The organism is Thermoflexus sp., from assembly GCF_042408815.1.
Lineage (GTDB): Bacteria > Chloroflexota > Anaerolineae > Thermoflexales > Thermoflexaceae > Thermoflexus.
Window position 1 is genome coordinate 1 of the sequence record NZ_JBHOQR010000028.1, and the last position, 22,203, is coordinate 22,203.

Sequence of the window (22,203 nt, forward strand, 5' to 3'; positions counted from 1 at the left end):
CAATGCCTCTACCCGACAAGGTCACCGCGTTAGCCGTCTTGTATACATCTACCTCCAGGAAAGCTGGGCCATAATAATAAGGGAGCCAGCCCCCGGTGAACGGAGGATGGACCCCAACTCCGAATCGGGAGGCGGATACCGATGAGCGAGACGATGCGCGCCGTGATCAAAGCGGCGCCGGGGCCGGGCCTGTCCCTGGCCCGCTACCCGATCCCCACCCCCGGCCCCCAGGAGATCCTGGTGAGGGTCAGGGCGGCCTCCATCTGCGGGACCGATCTCCACATCTACCGCTGGGACCCGTGGGCTCAGGGACGCATCCGCCCGCCCTTGATCATCGGCCACGAGTTCTGTGGGGAGGTAGTCGAGGCCGGGCCGGAGGTGGATGGAATCCGGGTGGGCGATTTCATCTCCGCCGAAAGCCATGTGATCTGCGGCCGCTGCGACATGTGCCGCACCGGCAAAGGTCACCTCTGCCGGAACACCCGCATCCTGGGAGTGGATCGCGACGGTGCCTTCGCGGACTTCATCGTCATCCCCGCGGAGAACGCCTGGGTCAATCCCCCGGATCTCCCCCTCGAAGTGGCGGTCCTCCTGGAAAACTTCGGCAACGCCGTGCACACCGCCTTCGCGGTGGACCTGCGGGCGCGCAAGGTGCTGGTGACCGGCTGCGGGCCGGTGGGCCTGATGACCATCGCCGTGGCCCGGGCCATCGGCGCCCGGATGGTCATCGCCACCGACATCAGCCTCTATCGCTTGGAGCTGGCCCGGCGGATGGGGGCCGACTACGTCCTCAACCCGCAGGAGGTCAACGTCGTGGAGGCCATCCGGGATCTGGCAGGCGGGGAGGTGGACGTGCTGCTGGAGATGTCCGGCGCTCCCTCGGCCATCCGTGAGGGCTTCACCGTCCTCAAGCCGGGCGGCCAAGCGGCCCTGCTGGGCCTCCCTCCGGGCCCCATCGAGTTCGACCTGGCCAACATGGTGATCTTCAAAGGCGTGACGATCCACGGCATCGTCGGGCGCCGTCTGTGGGAGACTTGGTATGAGATCCGAGGGCTGCTGAACGCCGGCGCCGTGGACCTGCGCCCGCTGGTCACCCATCGCTTCCGCCTGGAGGAGTTCGACCAGGCCTTCGCGACCATGGCCAGTGGCCAGAGCGGGAAGGTGATGCTGATCCCATAACGTTAGCAGGAGGTTCGACGATGACCGTGCAACCGACCACCGCCGATAAGCTATCGTGGATCCGGGAGGAGCTCCAGGCCCTGCACGACCAGGGCCTCTACATCCACATCCGTACCATCCAGTCGGCCCAGGGGCCCTGGCTGATCGTGGACGGCCAGCGGGTGCTGAACTTCTGCTCCAACAACTACCTCGGGCTGGCCAACCATCCGCGCATGCGGGAAGCGGCCCGCCAGGCCGTTGAGAAATACGGTGTGGGGCCCGCCGCGGTGCGCACCATCGCCGGCACCCTGGACCTCCATTTGATCCTAGAGGAGAAGCTGGCGCGCTTTAAGGGCGTGGAGGCGGCCATTTCCTTCCAGTCGGGCTTCAACGCCAACCTGGCCACGATCCCGGCCCTGGTGGGGGAGGGCGACGCCATTTTCTCCGACGAGCTCAACCACGCCAGCATCATCGACGGGTGCCGCCTCTCCCGCGCCCGCATCGTCCGCTATGCCCACAACGATCCCAACGACCTGGAGGCGAAGATCCGGGAGCACTTAGGGAGCTTCCGGCGAGGCCTGATCGTCACCGACGGCGTCTTCTCCATGGACGGCGACATCGCCCCCCTGCCGGAAATCGCCGAGATCGCTGAGCGTTACAACCTGATGCTGATGGTGGATGACGCCCACGGTGAGGGGGTGCTGGGCCGGGGCGGCCGGGGGATCGTGGACCACTTCGGGCTCCACGGCCGGGTGGACATCGAGGTGGGGACGCTCTCGAAGGCCTTCGGGGTGGTGGGTGGCTACGTGGCCGGGCGCCAAGAGATCGTGGAATGGCTGCGCCAGCGCGGCCGTCCCTTCCTGTTCTCCAGCGCCATGACCGCCGCCGACACCGCCGCCTGCATCGCCGCCGTGGAGATCTTGGAGGAATCCACCGAGCTGGTGGACCGGCTGTGGGAGAACACCCGCTATTTCAAGGAGGAGATGCGCCGCTTGGGCTTCGATCTGGGCGCGAGCGTGACCCCCATCACGCCGGTGATGCTGGGGGACGCCCGACTGGCCCAGGCCTTCAGCCGCCGACTCTTCGAGGAGGGAGTGTTCGCCCAGGCCATCGGCTATCCCACCGTGCCCCGAGGCAAGGCCCGCATCCGGGTGATGATCTCCGCCGCCCACCGCCGGGAGGACCTGGATCGGGGGCTGGAGGCCTTCGCCAAAGTGGGACGGGAGCTGGGGGTGATCCGCTGATCCTCCAGGCACATCCACCCCAGCGCCTCTCCATCCAGCGCACGCCCCATCGCCGCCCGCCGCAACGGAACCCGGCCCGAAAACAGCGCCACACCTTCGGCTCGAAGCGTCTCCATCGTCAGCAAACCCCGGGCGAAGGGAAGCGGGCCCACCAAAGCAATGAAAGGCTCCCGCGGCAGCGCCGTTGCGTGGGCCAGCGAGGGCGATCTCCAGAAGCCTGACCGCTTCTGGAGGCCAAAGCACTCCATGGATGACAATCGGCGCGGGGCATTGGTGACCTCGTAATAAGGGAGGGCAGGCCAGGAAATCACCACCCCATGGGGCTCTCGGGCGGACCCTGCCGGTGGTATCATGTCCAGCAACGGACCCAAGCGCGGCCTCCAGCCTCCGATCCAACAGGACCATGGAGCTCTTGAGCCCAAAGACCGGAATCCCAGCGACGTCTGATCATCCCGCTCACGACACCATCGCGGTGCTGGATTTCGGCTCCCAGTATGCGCAGCTGATCGTCCGCCGCATCCGGGAGATCGGCGTCTATGCCGAGCTGTTCCCATGGGATGCAGATCCCGCCGAGGTTCTCGCCCTGCGGCCGAGGGGCTTCATCCTCTCCGGAGGCCCGGCCAGTGTCTATGAGCCTGGCGCCCCTTCCCTCCCGTCGTATGTCCTGCAGATCGGCCGGCCGGTGCTGGGGATCTGCTACGGGATGCAGCTGCTGGCCCACGCCCTGGGCGGACGGGTCGCCCCGGCCCCGGCCCGGGAATACGGCCGGGCGGAGGTGGAAATCTTGGAGCCCGAGGATCCCCTCTGGCGCGGGCTGCCCTCCCCCATGACCGTCTGGATGTCCCACGGGGATCGCGTGGAGGCTCTGCCGCCCGGCTTCCAGGCCATGGCCCGCTCCCCCAATGCGCCTTTCGCCGCCATCGGCGACCCGGCCCGCCGCCTTTACGGCGTGCAGTTCCACCCGGAGGTCGCCCACACCCCCCTGGGCCGCGAGCTTCTGCGGCGCTTCGCAGTGGCCCTGTGCGGCTGTCAGCCCACCTGGACCCCCCGGGCGATCGCCGAGGAGCAGATGGCGCGCATCCGGGAGCGGGTAGGCGGGGAGCGCGTGCTCTGCGCCGTCTCCGGAGGTGTGGACTCCACCGTCACCGCGGTGCTGGTCCACCAGGCAGTGGGGGCGCAGCTGCAATGCCTCTTCGTGGACACCGGGCTGTTGCGCCAGGGGGAAGGGGAGGAGGTGGTGGCCGCCCTGCGGGCCCTGGGGTTGCCGGTGGCCGCGGTGAACGCCGCCGAGGCCTTCCTGGAGGCGCTGCAGGGGATCACCGATCCCGAGGAGAAGCGGATGCGGATCGGCCACACCTTCATCGCCGTCTTCGCCGAGCACGCCCGCCGGCTGGGCCCCTTCCGGTTCCTGGCCCAGGGCACCCTTTACCCCGACGTCATCGAGAGCCGGGCCCCGGAGCGGCGGGCAGCCGCCCGCATCAAGACCCATCACAACGTCGGCGGGCTCCCCCCCGACCTCTCCTTCGAGCTCCTCGAGCCCCTACGGTATCTCTTCAAGGATGAGGTGCGCGCCCTGGGGGCCCATCTGGGGATCCCGGAGGCTCTGCTGCGCCGCCAGCCTTTCCCGGGACCGGGGCTGGCCGTGCGCTGCGTCGGGGAGGTCACCGCCGAACGGCTGACGCGGTTGCGGGCTGCTGACGCCATCGTGCAGGAGGAATTGGCCCGCTCCGGGTGGGCGGAGCAGGTGGCCCAGGCCTTCGCCGTCCTACTGCCCGTGCGCAGTGTGGGCGTGATGGGAGATGCCCGGACCTACGAGGAAGTGGTCGTGGTGCGGGCGGTGGCCACCGAAGACTTTATGACCGCGGCCTGGGTTCCCCTGCCCCCTGAGGTGCTGGATCGCATCGCCCGCCGGATCGTCAACGAGGTCCCTGGGGTCAACCGTGTGCTCTACGACATCACCCACAAGCCCCCGGCCACCATCGAGTGGGAATAAGATGCCTATTGGGAACTTCACCCCTTACGCAGGCACCTGGAAGACAGGAAACGGCATGGGAGCGCGTCGGGCGCGTCGGGCGAAAGCGATGCGCAGGATGTGGGCAGCCATCCGTCCGTAATCATAGCCGGCCGCCGCCGCCGAGCGCACAAACCCCGCATCCGGCGAAAGATCCGGGTTCGGGTTCACATCGATCACATAGGGTCTCCCATCCGGGGCCAGCCGGATATCGATGCGCCCGTAATCCCGCACCCGCAGAGCCCGATAGGCCATCAGTGCCACATGCACCACCTCCGCCTCCGTCCACTCATCCAGCGGCGCCGGCACGAGGGGGAGGGTCCGCTGATATCGCTCACTCTGTCGATCCCATTTCGCCGAGTGATCGAGGATCCGCTCTTCCTCCCGGAGTCCGTCGAAGAGGATCTCGGAAATGGGCAGCGGATCGGGATCCTCATTCCCCCACAGGCTGACGTTGAGCTCGCGGCCCGGGATGAAGGACTCTACCAGCGCCGGCTGGCGAAGCGTCTCCCACACCACTTCCACCCGCTCCCGCAACGCCGACGGGGAAGTCGCCACCGCCTCAGGGGTGATCCCCACGCTGCCATGCTCCCGGACCGGCTTCACAATCGCCGGGAAATCCGTCCAGCCCTCCAGGTCCTGCAACCGATAGCATACCCGCCATGGGGGCGTGGGGATGCCATTCAGGGTGAGGAACGCCTTCATCAGCGCCTTGTTGCCGGCCACCGTCAGGGTCCATGGACCGGATCCCGTGTATAGAAAGCCGGCCGACTCCAGCGCCCAGGCCACTCGGGGCTCGGCATAGGGATCCCCTTCCAGTGCCTCGCACCAATTAAAGACGATCCACTCCTGGGGATCGTAGCCCGTTAGAGGGCTCAGGACATCCCGGCGGATCTCCACCGGATGGACCTCGAGTCCGTGGGCTTGAAGGCCTTCCCACATTCTGCGGACGCATTCCAAGGCATACGTCTGATCCTCAGGGGGCCATGCGCGATCCATGTTGTAAAGCAGGAGCACCCGGCGCATGGTCCTCGGGTTCGACGAATGCCGTCGCATCACTCCACCTCCTGCGCGTGGGCCTCGACCGCCGACAGAGAGGCGGCCGTTAGCGGATCGAGGCCCCTTAGATAAATCGCTAGCCCCTCGCCCTCGTCGTAGAAATCCTCGACCTGGGCCAGTAACCGGAACCCGTGGCGTTCATAGAACCGACGGGCTGGCGTATAAGCGGGCGCCGTGGCGGTCTCCACCAGGATCCAGCGCCCGCCTTCCTGCCGGATATGCTCCATCATGGCTTGGAGGAGGGCGGTCCCGATCCCCCTCCGCTGCACCCGGGGATCCACCAGCAGCCAGTAGAGCTCCCAGGACCATCGGGTCAGCGGCCTCCGCCCATAGCAGATCAGACCGGAGGGCTCCCTTTCTTCGGCGCTGTCCACCCAGACATGGAAGTAATAACCGCTCCGCTCGAATCCCTTCTCACAGGCTTCCCGGAAGATCTCCAGAAGGGTATCGATTTCCTCCGGCCGGAACACGCCGCAACGTTCCGCCATCGTCCGGATCGCTGCCTCTTCATCCGCTCGAGGCCATCGAATAGGCGACATCGGCTTCCACCGCCCATCCCGATTGGGGTTGAAGGGTCTCCTTCCACCGTCCCCGGCGCTCCCATGCCAGACGGATCAGCCGTTCCGTCATCGCAGCATAGGAATAGCCAGCCGCCCGGGCCGCGTTCACAAACCCGCTGTTCGGAGCCAGGCTCGGGTTCGGGTTCACCTCCAGCACGTAGGGGGTCTCCCCTTGAAGCCGGATGTCCACCCGCCCGTAATCCCGACCCCGGACCGCCCGGAAGGCCCGGATGGCCACCTCACGAACCCGGGCGGCGAGGGCTTCCTCGAGCTCCGCTGGGCACCGCACCGGCGTCAGCGCATACTCCTCCGATTCCGGCAGCCACTTGGCCGCGAACGTGCACACCCGCCACAGGGGATTCGGGATCTGGGAGTAATCCACCTCCGCCAGGGGCAAAACCTCGGGGTCCCGACCGCCCCACAGGGCGACGTTGAACTCGCGTCCCTCGATGAAGGTTTCCACGAGGGCCGGCTGGCGATACACCTCCAGCACATAGGCCACCCGCGCCCGGAGGGAGGCCGCATCGACGACCACGGATTCCCGGTCGATCCCGTGGCTGGCATCCTCCGCGAGAGGCTTCACGATCGCCGGCAGGGGGATCCGGATGCGCTCCTGGGGATGGTGAAACACCTGGGCCGGGGGGGTGGGCAGGCCGGCGGCCCGAAGCCGAGCTTTGGCCCGCCCCTTATCCAGACAGAGAGCCAGCGTCGAGCTGGAGGATCCAGTATAGATAAACCCTCGCGCCTCCAGGAGGACCGGCACCACCGCTTCCCCCTGGGGTCGCCCCTCGAGGGTTTCACAGAGATTGATCACCACGGTATCCTGCGGATCGAAGGCATCCAGCGCCTCGCGCAGAGAGGCCCGATCCCAGACCGGCCGGGCGGTCACGCACCATCCCCGCTCTTGGAGCGCCGAAACCATCGCCCATGCCGTGAGGGCGACCTCCTCCTCAGCGATCCAATCGCGAGGCTCCCCACGGGGAAGATGCTCCACCACGCTGTAAAGGATCAAAACCCGGCTCGGCGCAATGGGGCGGCGACGGCGCATAGTCGCTCCTTGAATGGATCCCGCTTCGTCCAGGAGGAGAGCAGGACCTGGGCGCTGAAACCGACGGGCCCCTTTGCCCTCCCCTCGCATTCCCCGTGTTTCAGCAAACCGCTCTCACCCCGTCGTCCCCAGAGGGATCCTGGCCGGCTCCACAGCCTCCGCGATCGGAAGGCCATAACGACGGCAGGCAGCCTCCAGGATCCGCGCGATCAGCACGTCATACGCCATCCCGTCCGCCCGGGCGTTCAGCACCATATCGCTATACCTCGGATTCAGCCCGGGGAGGGTGTTGATCTCCAGCAGATAGATCCGGCCAGTGGCGGCATCGATCCGCATATCCACCCGGCTCAGATCACATGCCCCGATCGCCCGGAAGGCTTCGAAAGCCAGGCGCTGCGCCTCCTGCCGCAACCTCGGATCCAGCGGGGCCGGGCAGAGATAGCGCGGACCCAGCGGCATTTCGGACTTGATGTAAGACGTGTACAGCCCCCGCTGATCCGGCGGGCAGGGGCTGAGGTCCACCATCATCGGCGGGAAGACATGGACGCCCTCGATATCCAGGCCTTCTTCCGTGGCCCACCCGCCGGGCGGCCGGAGCCATCCGGCCTCCCCATCGACATTGCCGATCAGGCCCACCGTGAGCTCCGGGCCGTCGATGAAGGTTTCCACCAGGGCCTCCTGCCGGTAGGTCCGGAGGATATAAGCGACCTGCTCCCGGAGCTCCGCCTCATTGGTCACCACCGACTTCGCGGAGATCCCCATCCCACTTCCTTCCCGGTTCGGCTTGACAAAGAGGGGGAAGGAGAGGCGGGGATCCAGCGGCTCATCGGGCCGCCGGAAGACCTGGAAGGGGGGCGTCGGCAGCCCCTCCGCCACCCACACCCGCTTGGTCATCGCCTTGTCCAGGGAGATCGCCAGGGCGAGGACGCGGGAGCCCGTGTAGGGGATCCGCATCATCTCCAGCATCGCCGGGACATGGGCCTCTCGGGAATCTCCCCAGTAGCCCTCGCAGATATTGAAGCAGATGTCCGGCCGGAAACGGCGCAACACCTCCGGGAGGTCTAGATTTCCCTCGAAGATCGCCGGGGTATGCCCCCAGGCCTCCAGGGCCCGGGCGATCCCCTCCACCGTCTCCTCCGAATCCAGCTCCGCCCAGGCATCCGGCGGCTCATCCGGTTGATGGGGCGCGTTCCGCTTCAGATTCGCCAGGACCGCCACCCGCATCACAGCACCTCCCCGTTGACGATCGGCAGGGGCTCCCCAATGATCAGGGGCATCGTTTCGGTACCTCCCGTCTGGAGCCGTCGGTGCACGGCCTCGAAGCCTTCCGGCTCGATCGCCATCGCGTCGCCCTGCAGCAGCCCGAAGATCCCACGCTGGCCGGGCTCCGGTCGCTGGTTCCGGCAGTATTCGCAACGGCTCGGGTCGTGGGGCGTGTAATCCACGGGCTGCTCGTAGGTGCTGATGAAGCCCTCAAAGTTGCGCAACACCACCCGGCGCTCGTTCATGGCCAGCAAGTAGTTGGGCATCACCGGCACCTTCCCCCCGCCGCCGGGCAGGTCGATCACATAAGTGGGGATGGCATAGCCGCTGGTGTGCCCCCGCAGGGCCTCCATAATCTCCAGCCCCTTCGAGACCGGCGTGCGGAAGTGCCCGGCCCCCTCCACCAGATCGCACTGATAGAGGTAGTAGGGCCGCACCCGGCGCTTGACCAGCTCATGAACCAGGGCGCGGATGATGTGGGGGCAATCATTGACCCCCGCCAGCAGCACCGTCTGGCTGCCCAGGGGGATGCCCGCATCCGCCAGCTTCGCCAAGGCCTCAGTGACCTCCGGGGTCAGCTCCTTCGGGTGGTTCACATGGATGTTCATCCACAGCGGATGGTATTTGCGCAACGTCGCCACCAGATCCTCCGTAATCCGCTGCGGCAGGAAGATCGGCACCCGCGTCCCGATGCGGATGACCTCCACATGGGGAATCGCCCGCAGCCGACGGAGCAGATCCTCCAGGATCGGCTGGGGGAGGATCAGGGGATCGCCACCAGAGAGCAACACATCCCGGATCTGGGGTGTGCGGGCGATGTATTCGATCTGCCGATCGTAATCCCGCCGCCCGAAATTGGCATGGGGATCCCCCACAATCCGACTGCGAGTGCAGAACCGGCAGTAGCTGGCACACTGGGTCGTCACCAGCATCAGCACCCGATCCGGATACCGATGGACCAGGCCCGGGACCGGGGAGTGTTGATCCTCGGAAAGGGAATCCTCCATCAGCCCCGGCGTCGGCTCCAGCTCCCTCGCGGTGGGGATCACCTGGCGCCGGATCGGGCAGCTCGGATCCTCCGGGTCGATCAAGGAGGCGAAATACGGGGTGATGTCCATGCGGAACCGGTGGGTGGCTGCCGCACCGGCCTCCTCCTCCGGGGTCAGTCGGATGATCTGCTTCAGCTGCTCCACCGAGTTCAGGCGATGGGTGAGCTGCCAGCGCCAGTCATCCCACAGCTCATCCGGCACATCCTGCCAGATCGGCGCCCGTCGGCTGCGCCGCTTCCCACCCGGGGGCTCCTCCTCCAGCCGCTTCCGCTCTTCCATTGCCTCCTATCCTCCTCAGCGAGATCACATCCGGGAGCCCAGGGATCTCCCCCCATGACCGCCACAGCCTGAACTCCTTCTCCACGAGCGGGATTTTACATCATCTCCTCCATGAGATGCGTTAAGAAAGCGTGTGAATTTCGTGAGATTTCGGTTAAGCATATTATCGAAGATTTTAGATAAATCGAAAACTATAAATGCATAGGGCGGAGGCGCTCTTGGGATCTCATCGACGTTTCCTGTGCTTCAATCCCGATGCCGGGAGAAAAACAACGATCGCCGTGCGTGGGCGCAAACGGGGCGTGCTTCCCATAGGAGGCGAGGGCATGGGTCTCGCATCGTTCGACGGATTTCAGAGGCCGCGATATAGTCGGAGCATTGAGAAACCTGTCTCCGCTCCGACGGCGCAAGCGCTGCGCTGGAACAATGGCCTTCAATCCGCCCGATCGATGGAGGAACGATGATCGAGCCGACAACGCCGGAACGTGTGCTGGTGGTGGCGGCCCATCCCGACGATGTGGAGTTCACCTGTGCGGGCACGCTGGCTAAGTGGGCCCGGCGGGGCAGCATCATCGCCCTGGTGCTCTGCACCAGCGGCGACGCGGGAACAGAAGAGACCAATCGATCGCGAGAGGAGATGGCACGGATCCGGGAGGCGGAGCAAGAGGCCGCCGCCCGGGTCCTGGGCATCGCCGAGGTGATCTTCCTGCGCCATCCGGATGGCCTGCTGCAACCCACCCTGGAGCTACGGCGGGAGCTGGTGCGGGAGATCCGCCGCTTCCGACCTCAGGCCCTGGTGTGCGGCGATCCCTCCGTCTATTTCTACGGAGAGGATTACATCAACCACCCGGATCATCGGGCGGCGGCCCAGGCCGCGCTGGAAGCCGTGTTCCCCGCCGCGGGGATGCCCCTCCTCTTCCCCGAGCTGGGCCTTCCTCCTCATCGAGTGCGGGAGGTGTATATCTACGGCGCGGCGCAGCCCAATGTATGGATCGACATCGAGGAGACTCTGGAGATCAAAATCGAAGCCCTGCGCTGCCACCGCAGCCAGATCGGGGATTGGGATCCGGGCCCCACCCTGCGGGCATGGGCCACTGAGGAGGGACGGGCAGTGGGTATGCGTTATGCGGAGGCGTTCCGTCGGATGGTGATCGGAGGATAACCCGCGCCCCTCTTCCGCCGATTTTCCCCAGGGACCTCTGGAGGCCAGACGGTGGGCTTTCAACGTCCCCACTGGCCCCCCCAAAACATGGCTCACCAGGAAACCGGGGGATCCTCGTGCCCCTGAGGGGAGCCCCCTCGCAAAAGCCCTGCCCTCATAGATGCATCAACCGGAACGCCAGTGCGTAGAAGGGCCGCAGCACACTCCCGAGAAGGCCCAGCTGCCGATCCAGCACCAGGAAGAGCAGCAGCAGCATCGGCCCATAGGCCTCCAGCCGGGCGTAGGCATACGCCAGATCCGGCGGGAGCAGCCCCTGCAGCACCCGATAGCCATCCAGCGGGGGCAGAGGGAGCATGTTGAAAACGGCCAGGCCGATGTTGATGAAGATCCACGCATTCAGGAACGAAAGGATCAGCCGGGGAGGCAGAGCTCCGATCTCCAGGCCCATCCGGTAAGCCAGGATCCCCAGGCCAGCCAGGAGCAGGTTCATCAGCGGCCCCGCTCCTCCGACCAGCGCCATCCCCACGCGGGGGCCATAGCGCAGATACAGGGGGTTCACGGGGACCGGGCGGGCCCATCCGAACCCGGCCAGCACCAACATCAGGGCGCCGATGGGATCCAGATGGGCCATCGGGTTCAGGGTCACCCGCCCGTAGCGGCGCGGAGTGGGATCCCCGAGGCGTTCGGCCACCCAGGCATGGGCCAGCTCATGCAACGGCAGGGCAAACAGGAAGATCACCGCCAGAGCCAGCAGATATCCCGGATCGTTGAGGCGGACGAAGGGCATATCGGCGCACCTCCTCCAGTTTCCCTGAGTATATCGTTCCCGAAGAGAGGCCCCGTATCCCGGCCGCTCTCCGAAGGGGAAGCCAAATAAAACGCCCCGGGGCGGCTGGGCCTTCCCGACCGTCCCGGGGCGTGGGGGGCGCAGGTGGCGAGGGTGGGACTCGAACCCACAACCCGCCGATTATGAGCCGGCTGCTCTGCCACTTGAGCTACCTCGCCGAGGCATTTTGATTATAGCGCAGTCGGGGCAAGGGCGTCAACGCGGCCAGCTGGCCCCTCAACCCAGTTCGTCCCAATCGATCTTCGGCAACCCGTAGAGACCGGCCTTGAGGACTTTCAGGGAGAGCAGGGCGCACTTGATGCGGGCCGGCCCCAGGGGAATGCCCAGCATCTCCAGGATGTCGTCACGAGTCAGCTGTCGGGCTTCCTCTACCGTCGCCCCTTTAATCCGCTCGGTTAGCATAGAGGCAGAGGCCTGACTGATCGCACAGCCCTTCCCCGAGAACCGCACATCCACGATGCGCCCATCCTGCACTTTCAGGTCGATCCGGACCCGATCCCCGCACAGGGGATTATCGTCTTCATAAGAGATATCCGCATCCGGCAACACGCCGTAATTGCGGGGATTCTCGTAATGGTCCAGGATGATCTCCCGATAGAGGTCTTCCATCGCCTTGATCCTCGCTAAGGAGAGTTCTTCTGCTGTCCTTCGCCCCTCTCATCATACCACGATCCCCCTCGGGATTCACCTTCCCGACGGATCGCTCCGGGAGCCGCGCCGATGCTCCGATCCTCATCGACAGGCGCCGGGATCGTTCTCTGCGCGAGGGGCTTCGCCGGAGCGGGGCGCGAGACGAAGGGTCTCGCCCGGCCCATCCATGCGAACCATCCGATCCAGAGCGACGATCGGATCCTCCCCTGGGATCCCTCGAAGGGCGTCCTCGCTGGGGGTGAGGAGCACATGCACCGCCAGGCCGAAGGGGCCCAGAGTGTCCCGGGCCGCATGGGCCAGGGCCAGCAACCCGGCTTTCCCGGCCCCATAGGCGGCGTGCGGGATCTCCCCCTCCAGAACCCGCGCAGGAACCAGGAAGACGAACGCCCCAGAACCCCGTTCGATCATCGCCGGAGCGGCCGCCTGCAGCAGGTTGAAGGCTCCCTTCAGGATCACGGCCAACGTGCGATCCCACTCGTATTCCCCCATCTCCAGCAGCCCGCGATGGGGATGAACTTCCGCGTGGTGGACGATCAGATCTAGCCGGCCCCAGCGAGCCAGGATCTCCTGAACCATGGCCCCTACAGCGACCCGGTTGGCCACATCGGCGTGGAAAGGCTCAGCCGACCCGCCCTCCCCGCGGATCCGTTCGGAGGTCCGCTCCGCCGCCGCCGGATGGATGTCATTGGCCACCACATGGAAACCCCGGGCCGCCAACATCCGGGAGAGCCACTCCCCCCATCCCCGTCCGGCTCCTGTGACCAGCGCCACGGGCCGCGTATGGCTTCCCATCTGTCCCACGATGCCCTCCCGACTCAGGCATGGAACCGGAAATGCAGGACGTCCCCGTCTTGCACCTCATAATCCCGTCCCTCGATACGCCAGAGGCCCCGCTCCCGGGCCGCCTGCGGGGAGCCCGCCTCGACCAGGACGTGCCAGGGGATGACCTCCGCACGGATGAAGCCGCGCTCCATGTCGGAATGCACCCGCCCAGCGGCCTGCTGGGCGGGGGTGCCCCGCCGGATGGACCAAGCCCGCACCTCGCGGCCGCCGGTGATGGTGAAAAACGTGATCAGGCCCAGATGGGCATAGGCCGCCTGGATCAGGCGGTCCAAGGCAGAGCCAGGAAGCCCCAGGCTCTCCCGGTAGGCGCGGGCCTCCTCCTCCGGCCACTCGTTCAGAGCGGCCTCCAGCTCCGCGCAGACGACGAGGAAGGGGCTGCCCTCCGCCGCAGCCCGGCGGGCCAGCTCCGCCGCCCAGCGGCCGTCCTCCGGCAGGTCCTTCTCCGCCACATTCAGCACGATCAGACGCGGCTTGTCGGTCAACAGGAAAAGCTCCCCCAGCAACCCTGCCCAGGCCTCCCGACTGGGCCAAAGGCGAGCGGGGCGGCCGGCCTGCAGGTGGGCGGCCAGATCCTCCAGCGTGGCCATGACCTCCGCGAAGGCCTGAGGGTCCGCCTTGGCGGCCTTCCGGGTCTTCTCCAGACGCCGCTGCACCGTCTCCAGATCGGCCAGTGCCAACTCCAGATCCAACACCTCCAGCTCAGCCAGGGGATCCACCTCCCCTAAGCTGGCGGGGACGTTCGGCGCTTCGAACCCGCGCAGCACCATCAGGATGGCATCCACCTCCCGGATGTGCGCCAGGAACTGGTTCCCTAAGCCCTCCCCTCGGTGCGCGTTCCGGACCAGCCCGGCGATGTCCACAACGGTAAGGGTGGCTGGGACCACCCGCTCCGGCCGGATGATCCGGGCCAGGGCCTCCAGCCGGGGATCGGGGACGGGGATGACGCCGCGGTGCGGCTCGATGGTAGTGAAGGGATAGGGCGCAGTGGGCACCGGGTGGCGGGTGAGGGCATTGAAAAGCGTCGATTTGCCCGCGTTGGGCATCCCCACCAGACCGATCTCCATGATCGCCTCGCGATGCGAAAGTCCTCCACTGGGGATTCTACACGGAAAACCCCGGGGTTGGGCTCTGAAGAAGTGTCCGCCCGATCCCTGGGCTCATGGACGGATCTCGATGGGGATCGGCAGGATCACGCCATCCGTTCCCGAGCCCTCCAGGCGTTAACGAAGAGCCGGGTAGCGGAGGAATCCGGACCGCCGAGGATCCCCCCAGGGAAGGGCAGCGAGGAGCTGTCCCAGAGAATAACGGACGAACCAGGATCCGTCCTCGCCGATTTGGAGAAAACCCCGCTCCACGAGCGCCGGGAAATGAGGGGAGGGAATCGGCCGAACGGCAGGGTGGCCATGCTCCGACAGGGCCACCGTCTCCCAGTAAACCATCTCCCCATCGATGGTGCCAGGAGTAAGAGCAAGAAAGAGCGCCGGCAGGAGAAGAGCAATCGCATGGGGAGGCGGCACGCAGACGAGGTTCCTCCATGTCGATCTGTTCCGGTGATCAGGAGGAAGGGCGCGCATGGCCGGAGGACCTGGGAGAGGATTCCAGGGCTCGGGCGGCCTCCAGCGCGGCCAGGGCCACCTCCAGCATGGCGTCATCCGGCTCGCGAGTGGTCAGCCGCTGCAGCCAGAGGTTCGGGGCTGAAAGGGCCGCCACCAGCTTCACATGCTGATATCGCGCGCTGAACCACAGCGCCTCATAGGAAAGAGCGGCCAGGACCGGAAGCAGGGCCAGCCGGAGGGCCAGGCGCTCGATCAGCGTGGAGGCGGGCAGGAAGGCGAAGAGGATCGCCGCGACCAGGATCACGGTGAGCAGAAAGGCCGTCCCGCAACGGGGATGAGCGGTCGGAAAGGGACGCGCCCCCTCGATCGTCAATGGCGCCCCTGCTTCCAACGCGTGCACCACTTTATGTTCCGCCCCGTGATAGGCAAACACCCGACGGATCTCTGGATGACGACCCACCGCAGCCAGGTAGCCGAGAACCAGCCCCAGACGGAAGATCCCCTCCAGCCCAGTCCGGATCCAAGCGGAGAGCCTGAACATCCGCTCGATCCCTTCCGCGAGAAGCGCGGGCAGCAACAGGAAGACCCCCAGAGCCAGGGCGAGGGAAGCGGTGATCGTGAGCATGGCGACGGGGCTTTCGCGGACTTCCCGGGCCTCGTTCTCCCCCGCCACGACGTTAGCGGAGAACCAGAGGGCTTCCATGCCCCAGCGTAGGGTTTCCCACAGGATGAACGTCCCCCGGATGAAGGGCCAGCGCTGCCATTTCCGCCGGGGCGGAAGGGACCTGGAGCGGAGAACGATCTGTCCATCTGGAGCCCGCACCGCGACCGCTATGCCGGCCGGCCCGCGGATCATTACCCCTTCCAGAACCGCCTGCCCACCGTATCGGAGGGCCGCCTGCGCGATCAACCCATGCCTTCCCATGGCCTTTCCAATCCTCCGGGAGGATCCAAGCGCTCCCGGTCAGGAGGGGCATCCTGTTCCCGTCAGACCATTCCAGGCATCCGGGACCATTAGCGCCATGAGGGGTTGCGCCTTCCGCCTTCGCAGACACCCAGGCAGGAAGCGGAGGGCCGAGCCGGAGCCCGTTCCCCATGGGCATCTTCATCTCACCACATGGAGCTGCGAGCCATTCGCAGTTTTGCGGACTTCGATCCGAACCGGGAAGGCGTCCTGGAACTCCTCCAAGTGGGAGATAATCAGGACCGTGGAGAATTCATCCTTCACGGTGTTCAGCGCCTCGATCAACCGTTCCCGGCCGGTCTGATCCTGGGAGCCGAATCCTTCATCCACCACCAGCAGCCGCAGCGGGGTCCCGGAGCGCCGGGCGAGCACCCGAGAGAGGGCCAGGCGAATGGCGAAATCGACCCGGAACTTCTCGCCGCCGGAGAAATTCTCATAGGGGCGCTCCTCCCCCTCATCCGAGATCAGGATGTCCAGAGTCTCCTGCACCGTGCCGCTCTTCGTTTCCCGCTGGGAACGGAATCGAACGGTGAGCCGTCCATCTGTCAACCGCTGGAGGATCCGGTTGGCCTCTTCCTCGATCTCCGGTAGGATGGTTTCGATGATCATTGCCGGGATCCCGTTCCGGCTGAAGGCAACCTGCAGATCACGGTAAAGACCTTTCTCCTCCTCCAGCTGGATTTTTTCTTTCCGCAGCTGAACCAACTCCTCCTCCAGGCGGTCGCAGTTCTCCAGCCGCTGCTTCGCCGCGATCACCCGATCCCGGGCTTCGCGCTCGGCCTGGCGCGCCGCTTCTACCCGTCGGCTTGCCTCCGGCATGATCTTCAACCGCTCCTCCAGGGCTTTCCGTTCCTCCTCCAGGCGCTCCCACTCTTTCTGCAGCCGATCCTGGCGCTCGCGCTCCATCCGGTAGATCTCCTCCAGGCGATGGAGCGCCTCTTCCTCCTGCGGGATCCGCCGCTCCGCTTCCTGAAGGCGATGCCACTCCTGTCCGGCTTCTTCCAGCTCACGGACCCGACGGCGAAGCGCATCATGGGTCTCGATGTCGTAGCCCAGGGCCGCCAGGGCGGCATCGATTTCATGGAGGGCCGCCTGCTCCTCCGGAGCCACCCGGTCCTCCCGAAGCCGCTGCTCGATCTCCCGGAGGGCCTGTCGCTTTTCCTCCAGGCGCTGCAGCTCTCCCCGGATCTCCCGGAGCTCCGCTTCGATCTGCTCCATGCGGAGCTCCAGCCCGGAGAGCTCCTTTAGGAGGCGCTCGCACTCCTTGAGCCGGGCCTCCAGCTGGCCCTGCTCTTGATCGATCGCCTGGAGGCGCGCCTGGTTCTCCCGATAGCGATCGCCTCGACGACGGCCCTCCTGCTCCCATTCCTGCTGAAGGCGCCTCCGCTCCTCTTCTGGAAGCGGACGCCGACAGGTCGGGCATTCGGCGCCGATCTGCGAGATCGCCTGGATCCGGGCCTCGAGATCTTTCATTTCCTGATAAAGCCGTCGGTTTTCGTTTTGACGCTCCCCCCGCTCGGTCTGCAAGGCCTGTTGCCGTTCTTTCAGGGTGCGGATCTCCTCCTCCAGCGCAGGCCGCTCATCGAGCCGCCTTCGGATGTTCGCGGCTTCCGCCTCCAGCTCCGATCGGCGCGCGGCCCGGGCGACGATGGCCTCAATCTCCGCCTGCAGCTGTCGTCGCTCTCCCTCCAGCCGCTCCCGGGCCACCGCGATCCGCTTCTCCAGCTCCATGCGGCGTTCCCGGAGCGCATGGGCCTCCCGGGAAGCCTCCTCCATGCGCGCGAGGGCCTCCCGCGCGCGCTGGAGCTCCTCCCACGCAGCGAGGATCGCCTCCCGGCGGCGGGTCAGCTCCTGCCATCGGCCCAGGGATTCCTGAAGCTGAGCGATCTGCTCCTTCAGGCGGGCCAGATGGCCCTCGATTTCCCCTCGCTGTTCCTCCAGCTCTCGAAGACGCTCGCGCATAGCCCGCGCCCGGTCCTCATCCCGCCGCAACGCCTCCCATTCCCGCTCCGCAGCCTCCCGCTCCTCTTGCCGGGCCAGATGCTCCATCGAAGCCTGCCGGAAGGCCGCCTCATATTCCGGCCTCCGCTGAAGCTCCTGTTCGTGTTCATCCATGCGCCATTTCAGATTGTCCAGCTGGAGATCGATCTGGCGGATCTTCTCCTTCGCCCTCTCCTCCAGCTCTGCCCATTGATCCAGCCGCAGGATCTCGGCCAGGACCTCCTTGCGCCCTGCCGGCGTCTTGGTGGTGAACTCGTCTGCGCGTCCCTGGCGGATGAAGGCCGAGTTCACAAACGTGTCGAAATCGATCTGCAGGACCCGGTTGATCTCCTCCTGGGTTTCGCGGACTCCGGCGCCGGAGAGGACACGTTGACGAGGCGCCAGCATCTGGAAGTCCAGCATGATGTTCCCCTTCCCCCGTCGTCGGACCCGGGTGACCCGATAGACAGCCTCCCCCAGCCGGAACGTCAGGCTCACCCGGGCTTCCTTCTCCCCTCGGTGGACCAAGTGATCCTGATCCCGATCCAGGCGGGATGTTCTGCCCCACAGCGCCCAGGTGATGGCATCCAGCAGGCTGCTCTTGCCCGCGCCGTTCGGCCCCACCAGGGCTGCCAGATGCAGGCCGGTGAAATCCAGTTCCCCCTCGCGGTAGCTCAGGAAATTCTTCAGCTCCAGCCGCACCAGCTCCATGACGTCCTCCCATGCGGATCCGGGAAGGATCCCTCCTCGCCCCAGATCACGCCTCTGTTTCTTTTTTCATCAGCTGTTCCGCGGCACGGAGCAAACGAGCGCGCCGCTCCGGATCCGGCGGTGGATCCTGGGACTCCAGGTAGCGCTCCAGCAGCTCCAACGGGGTGAGGCGCTCGACCTCGCTCAGAGCGATGCGAGCACGGCGGGCTTCCTCCCTTTCCATCTGGATGGCGGAGACATAGAACGCGCCTGCTTTCTCCAGCTCCTCCCGTATCCTGATCTCCCGCAGCCTTTCCCCTTGCTCCGGGCGGATGCGCAGGCGCACCCGCACCACGGCTTCCCGAAGGGAGAGAGCGTCACGGCGGATCTGGGCGATGGCCGCCATCTCGGGATCGGAGGCGTTCCGGAGATCGATCGACAGCGTGATGAACCGACGGGCTGGAAGCTCCACGAAACGCCATTGCGTCTTCCCTCGCCGCACCTCGACCCAACAGAACCCTTTCGGCTCCCCCTCCTCCGTGAAATCCACCCGCTCCACACTCCCGCTATATACGATGGGGGGGGAACCGTTGCCCACCTCTTGGTGCTTATGGATGTGGCCCAGGGCCACATAGTCGATGGCTGAATACTGAAACATCGATGGGGGCAAGACCACATCGTGGCCGATCATCACCTGGCGTTCGGATCCATAGACAGCCCCCTCGATGGAGAAATGGCCCGCCACTATCGTCGGCAAAGCGGGATCGATTTCGGTCTCCAGCATGCGTCGCAGGAGAAGATAGAGGGCCTCGCGGAGTTTGTGATCCAGCTCCTCCGCGGGAAGGTTCCGCCACGCCTCATCCTTGAGGAGCCGCGCCCGCATCGGGAACGGCATGGCGATCAGCTGGAGGAGGCCCCGGCGGGTCCGAATCCGATGCACCGCCTCCCGACGCCCGACCATCAGGCGTTCCCCTTCCCGCAACAGGGGCCGGAACTCCCCGAAGATATCCAGAGGGGTGGCCCGCTTCTCCATCCCCGGCAGGTCATGGTTGCCAACCAGTAGAAACACTGGGATCCCGGCCTCCAGCAGGCGGCGGAGGCGGGCCGCGAACTCTCTCAAATAGGTCGGGGAGGGATCCCGGTTTTTGAAAGCATCACCACAGAAGAGCACCAGGTCAGCCTCCCCTTCGATCGCATGCTCCACCACATGATCGAAGGCCTGCAGGAAATCGACCACCCGCCGGTTCAGGCCGGTTTGAGGATCGATCTGACCATAGGTCTCTATGCCGATGTGCAGATCCGCGAAGTGAAGCACCCGGATCGGTTCCCCGGTCATAGCGGGCTACCTCTGACGGAGCGAACACAAGGTGTGTTCCGCTTTGAAGACCGCGTGAGGAATGATGCGGTTGGGCTCAAGCCGGAAAGATGGGACGCCCCCTCCCGCCTTCTTCAGGAAAAGGAACATTCGGCGGGGAAATGCCCGGCCGCCCTCCGATCCGTCCTTTTCAATGACGCCACCGACGCCAACTCCAACGGAGGACCAGGAGGCTTCCCCAGATCCCAAACAGAATAAACGTCCATCGGACTCCCGCCAGGAAGGATCCCAGGATCGCCTCGAAACCGAGGCGGTTCCTCGGGGCCGATCCAGTCCCCGGAACGGGCGTAGGGGTTGGGCCTGGGGTCGCCGTGGGAGGGAGTTCGATCCGAATCGTCGGGGTCAGAACCAACGTGCCGGTCGGTTCCGGTTCGATGGTTGGAGCGATGACTGCCGTCGGAGTCGGGGTAGGCTGAGCGTTCGCGACCCGATATCCTGGGAAGAGGAAATCCCGATGGCCCCCTCCTTGATCCCATACGCGAATCAGGATGACATACTCCCCATCCGGGAAGAGCCGGGTATCCCACGTGGCCAGCACCGTGGGCGCATCCGCGCGGACCGGGCGACCCTGCACCAGCCAGCGCCACTCCTTGGTGAAGTCATAGGCGTCCAGGATCGCCACATCGTATTTAGCGAAGTTCGGATGGGTCGCGATCCCCACGATATCCACGGTGCCCCAGACGGGCTGATTGCGCGGGGGAGAAATCACCTGGGCCTGGAAATCACCCTGGGCCTGGGCTCGATCGAGCCCCCACAACCCCAGGAGGCCGATCAGCATCAGCCCGATCCCCCACCGTGCCGCCTTCCAGAGGCCCGTAGCGCTCTTCCCGCTCTGGATCGCGATCGGCTCGGGCTTCCCCGACATCGGGCCCTTCCCCTTCATCCGTGGAGCCCGCAGGCGGCGCAATGATGCGAGGAACAGGCCGCACACCCGGTGGAACCGACCACCATCTTCCCATCGCTGATGGCCGCGAAAAGAGAAATCAGACGGCCTGTCCGGGGGCTACCACACTCCGTGCAGGGGGCCGGATCATCCGCCTGGGCGATCCCGCGCAGGAGCTCAAACTTCGCGCCGCAATCCCGACAGAGATATTCATAAAGCGGCATGCCGAACGCCTCCCGCCTCCGTTTGTCCGATTCCACCTGGAACCCGGCCACCATTTTAACCCGAACTGGAACGAAACTGCCCGGCCTTCCCCCCATCCCCCTGATCGGTTCAGCGCTCAGGCGCCTGGGGATGGAGCGGGCTCTTCCACGTGAGCCGTCGAGGGGTTAATGAGCCCCAGCGCCCGCCCGACCCGCTCGAAAATCTCCAGACCCCGCTCCAGCTGCTCATCGGTGTGGGTGGCCATATAGGAGGTGCGCAGGAGCTGTTTCCCGGGAGGGACTGCAGGCCCTACCACGCAGTTCACGTAGACACCCTCTTCGAACAGGGCCTTCCAGGCCAGAGCGGTCTGGATATCATCGCCGATGATGATCGGGACGATCGGGGTCTGACTAGGCCCGATATCGAAGCCCAGGCGCCGGAGCTCATAGCGCATTTTGGCGCCGATCTCATTCACCCGCCGGATCCGCTCCGGCTCCTCTAGCATGATCTCAAGGGCCGCCAGCACGGCGGCCACATTGGGGGCAGGCAGGCTGGCGCTGAAGATCAGGGAGCGGGCGTGATGCTGGATGTAATGGATTACGGGCTCATCCCCAGCGATGAAGCCCCCGATGGAGGCAAAGGACTTGCTGAAAGTGCCCATAATGAGATCCACCTGCTCCGTGAGCCCGAAATGGGCTGCTGTCCCCCGCCCGTTGGGGCCAAGCACTCCCAGGGAATGGGCATCGTCGACCATCAGCCGCGCCCCATGCTTGCGACAGACCTCCACCAACTGCGGCAGGGGGGCAATATCGCCGCCCATCGAATAGACGCCATCCACCACCACCAGCTTACCGGCCTGCGGAGGCAGGGCAGCCAGCTGTCGCTCCAGGGCGGCGATGTCATTGTGGGAGAATCGCTTGGTGATCCCCAGGGACATCCGGGCGCCGTCCACGATGCTGGCGTGATCTTCCTTGTCCAGGATCACGTAATCCCCCCGCCCGACTAACGCGGAGATCGTCCCCAGGTTGGTCTGGTAGCCGGTGGAGAACACCAGCGCCGCCTCCTTTCCGACGAAGGCCGCCAGGCGCTCCTCGAGCTCCCGATGCAGGCGCAGCGTTCCGTTCAGGAAGCGAGAGCCGGTGCATGAGGTTCCATACCGCCTCAACGCATCGATGGCCGCCTCTTTGACTTTCGGGTGGGTGGTCAATCCGAGATAGTTATTGGATCCGAACATCAGGATGCGGCGCCCCTGGTAAATCACCTCGGTCCCCTCGGTGTCATCCAGGGGGATAAAATACGGGTAGAAGCCGGCCGCCATCGCCTCTTTTGCCGTAGTGAACTCATAGCACTTCCCAAAGATATCCATCGCTCCCTCCA

At 65.7% G+C, this 22,203-nt stretch carries 19 protein-coding genes and 1 tRNA gene; 4 read left to right on the forward strand and 16 right to left on the reverse strand.

Going from position 1 to position 22,203, the window contains the following annotated elements; all coding sequences use genetic code 11:
- Positions 1–141: 141 nt before the first annotated feature.
- From tdh to guaA, 3 genes are all read left to right on the forward strand, one after another.
- Positions 142–1,179 carry an L-threonine 3-dehydrogenase gene (gene tdh, locus ACFMO3_RS10115; protein WP_376790288.1) on the forward strand — a complete coding sequence of 346 codons (1,038 nt, stop codon included), beginning with the start codon at positions 142–144 and terminating at the stop codon, positions 1,177–1,179.
- 20 nt (positions 1,180–1,199) lie between these two features.
- Positions 1,200–2,402: a glycine C-acetyltransferase gene (locus tag ACFMO3_RS10120; RefSeq protein WP_376790289.1), complete on the forward strand. Its 1,203-nt coding sequence runs from the start codon at positions 1,200–1,202 to the stop codon at positions 2,400–2,402.
- 403 nt (positions 2,403–2,805) lie between these two features.
- Entirely contained in the window at positions 2,806–4,395 is a 1,590-nt protein-coding gene (guaA, locus tag ACFMO3_RS10125) for a glutamine-hydrolyzing GMP synthase (protein ID WP_376790290.1), read from the forward strand.
- Between the two features lie 24 nt (positions 4,396–4,419).
- On the opposite strand, the gene ACFMO3_RS10130 is transcribed toward guaA, so the two are convergent.
- From ACFMO3_RS10130 to ablA, 5 genes are all read right to left on the reverse strand, one after another.
- Positions 4,420–5,469 (reverse strand): ATP-grasp domain-containing protein, encoded by a 1,050-nt coding sequence (locus ACFMO3_RS10130; protein WP_376790291.1) that lies wholly within the window; start codon positions 5,467–5,469, stop codon positions 4,420–4,422.
- Positions 5,469–6,011, reverse strand: a complete 543-nt coding sequence (locus tag ACFMO3_RS10135; protein ID WP_376790292.1) for a GNAT family N-acetyltransferase — start codon at positions 6,009–6,011, stop codon at positions 5,469–5,471. Before ACFMO3_RS10135 ends, ACFMO3_RS10130 begins: the two co-directional genes overlap by 1 nt.
- On the reverse strand, positions 5,980–7,080 hold the full coding sequence (locus ACFMO3_RS10140) for a D-alanine--D-alanine ligase (protein ID WP_376790293.1): 1,101 nt from the start codon (positions 7,078–7,080) through the stop codon (positions 5,980–5,982). Before ACFMO3_RS10140 ends, ACFMO3_RS10135 begins: the two co-directional genes overlap by 32 nt.
- A gap of 114 nt (positions 7,081–7,194) precedes the next feature.
- Positions 7,195–8,304, reverse strand: coding sequence for a hypothetical protein (locus ACFMO3_RS10145; protein ID WP_376790294.1), 1,110 nt, complete (start codon positions 8,302–8,304; stop codon positions 7,195–7,197).
- Complete coding sequence (ablA, locus tag ACFMO3_RS10150) at positions 8,304–9,671, reverse strand: lysine 2,3-aminomutase (RefSeq protein ID WP_376790295.1); 1,368 nt, start codon at positions 9,669–9,671, stop codon at positions 8,304–8,306. The genes ACFMO3_RS10145 and ablA overlap by 1 nt, the downstream gene beginning before the upstream one ends.
- A gap of 460 nt (positions 9,672–10,131) precedes the next feature.
- Between ablA and ACFMO3_RS10155 the strand changes: the two genes are divergently transcribed.
- Positions 10,132–10,833 carry a PIG-L deacetylase family protein gene (locus ACFMO3_RS10155; RefSeq protein ID WP_376790296.1) on the forward strand — a complete coding sequence of 234 codons (702 nt, stop codon included), beginning with the start codon at positions 10,132–10,134 and terminating at the stop codon, positions 10,831–10,833.
- A 154-nt stretch (positions 10,834–10,987) separates the two neighbouring features.
- Here the strand turns inward: ACFMO3_RS10155 and ACFMO3_RS10160 are convergent, their stop codons facing one another.
- The 11 genes from ACFMO3_RS10160 to ACFMO3_RS10210 form a co-directional block, all read right to left on the reverse strand.
- Positions 10,988–11,620 (reverse strand): site-2 protease family protein, encoded by a 633-nt coding sequence (locus ACFMO3_RS10160; RefSeq protein WP_376790297.1) that lies wholly within the window; start codon positions 11,618–11,620, stop codon positions 10,988–10,990.
- Between the two features lie 145 nt (positions 11,621–11,765).
- Positions 11,766–11,838: transfer RNA gene (locus ACFMO3_RS10165), tRNA-Met, on the reverse strand.
- A 58-nt stretch (positions 11,839–11,896) separates the two neighbouring features.
- A complete protein-coding gene (gene sufU / locus ACFMO3_RS10170; RefSeq protein ID WP_376790298.1) occupies positions 11,897–12,289 on the reverse strand; it encodes a Fe-S cluster assembly sulfur transfer protein SufU in 393 nt (130 codons plus the stop codon).
- A gap of 123 nt (positions 12,290–12,412) precedes the next feature.
- On the reverse strand, positions 12,413–13,123 hold the full coding sequence (locus ACFMO3_RS10175; protein ID WP_376790336.1) for an SDR family NAD(P)-dependent oxidoreductase: 711 nt from the start codon (positions 13,121–13,123) through the stop codon (positions 12,413–12,415).
- A 23-nt stretch (positions 13,124–13,146) separates the two neighbouring features.
- A complete protein-coding gene (gene ychF / locus ACFMO3_RS10180) occupies positions 13,147–14,241 on the reverse strand; it encodes a redox-regulated ATPase YchF (RefSeq protein ID WP_376790337.1) in 1,095 nt (364 codons plus the stop codon).
- 487 nt (positions 14,242–14,728) lie between these two features.
- Positions 14,729–15,655 (reverse strand): DUF1385 domain-containing protein, encoded by a 927-nt coding sequence (locus ACFMO3_RS10185; protein ID WP_376790299.1) that lies wholly within the window; start codon positions 15,653–15,655, stop codon positions 14,729–14,731.
- 180 nt (positions 15,656–15,835) lie between these two features.
- Positions 15,836–18,385 carry an AAA family ATPase gene (locus ACFMO3_RS10190; protein ID WP_376790300.1) on the reverse strand — a complete coding sequence of 850 codons (2,550 nt, stop codon included), beginning with the start codon at positions 18,383–18,385 and terminating at the stop codon, positions 15,836–15,838.
- Between the two features lie 46 nt (positions 18,386–18,431).
- The gene (locus ACFMO3_RS10195; RefSeq protein WP_376790301.1) at positions 18,432–19,700 is read right to left on the reverse strand and encodes an exonuclease SbcCD subunit D; all 1,269 of its coding nucleotides are present in this window, start codon (positions 19,698–19,700) and stop codon (positions 18,432–18,434) included.
- 169 nt (positions 19,701–19,869) lie between these two features.
- Positions 19,870–20,604 carry a hypothetical protein gene (locus ACFMO3_RS10200; RefSeq protein WP_376790302.1) on the reverse strand — a complete coding sequence of 245 codons (735 nt, stop codon included), beginning with the start codon at positions 20,602–20,604 and terminating at the stop codon, positions 19,870–19,872.
- 14 nt (positions 20,605–20,618) lie between these two features.
- Entirely contained in the window at positions 20,619–20,846 is a 228-nt protein-coding gene (locus ACFMO3_RS10205) for a zinc ribbon domain-containing protein (RefSeq protein WP_376790303.1), read from the reverse strand.
- Positions 20,847–20,962: 116 nt separating this feature from the next.
- On the reverse strand, positions 20,963–22,192 hold the full coding sequence (locus tag ACFMO3_RS10210) for an aminotransferase class I/II-fold pyridoxal phosphate-dependent enzyme (protein ID WP_376790304.1): 1,230 nt from the start codon (positions 22,190–22,192) through the stop codon (positions 20,963–20,965).
- Positions 22,193–22,203 lie beyond the last annotated feature (11 nt).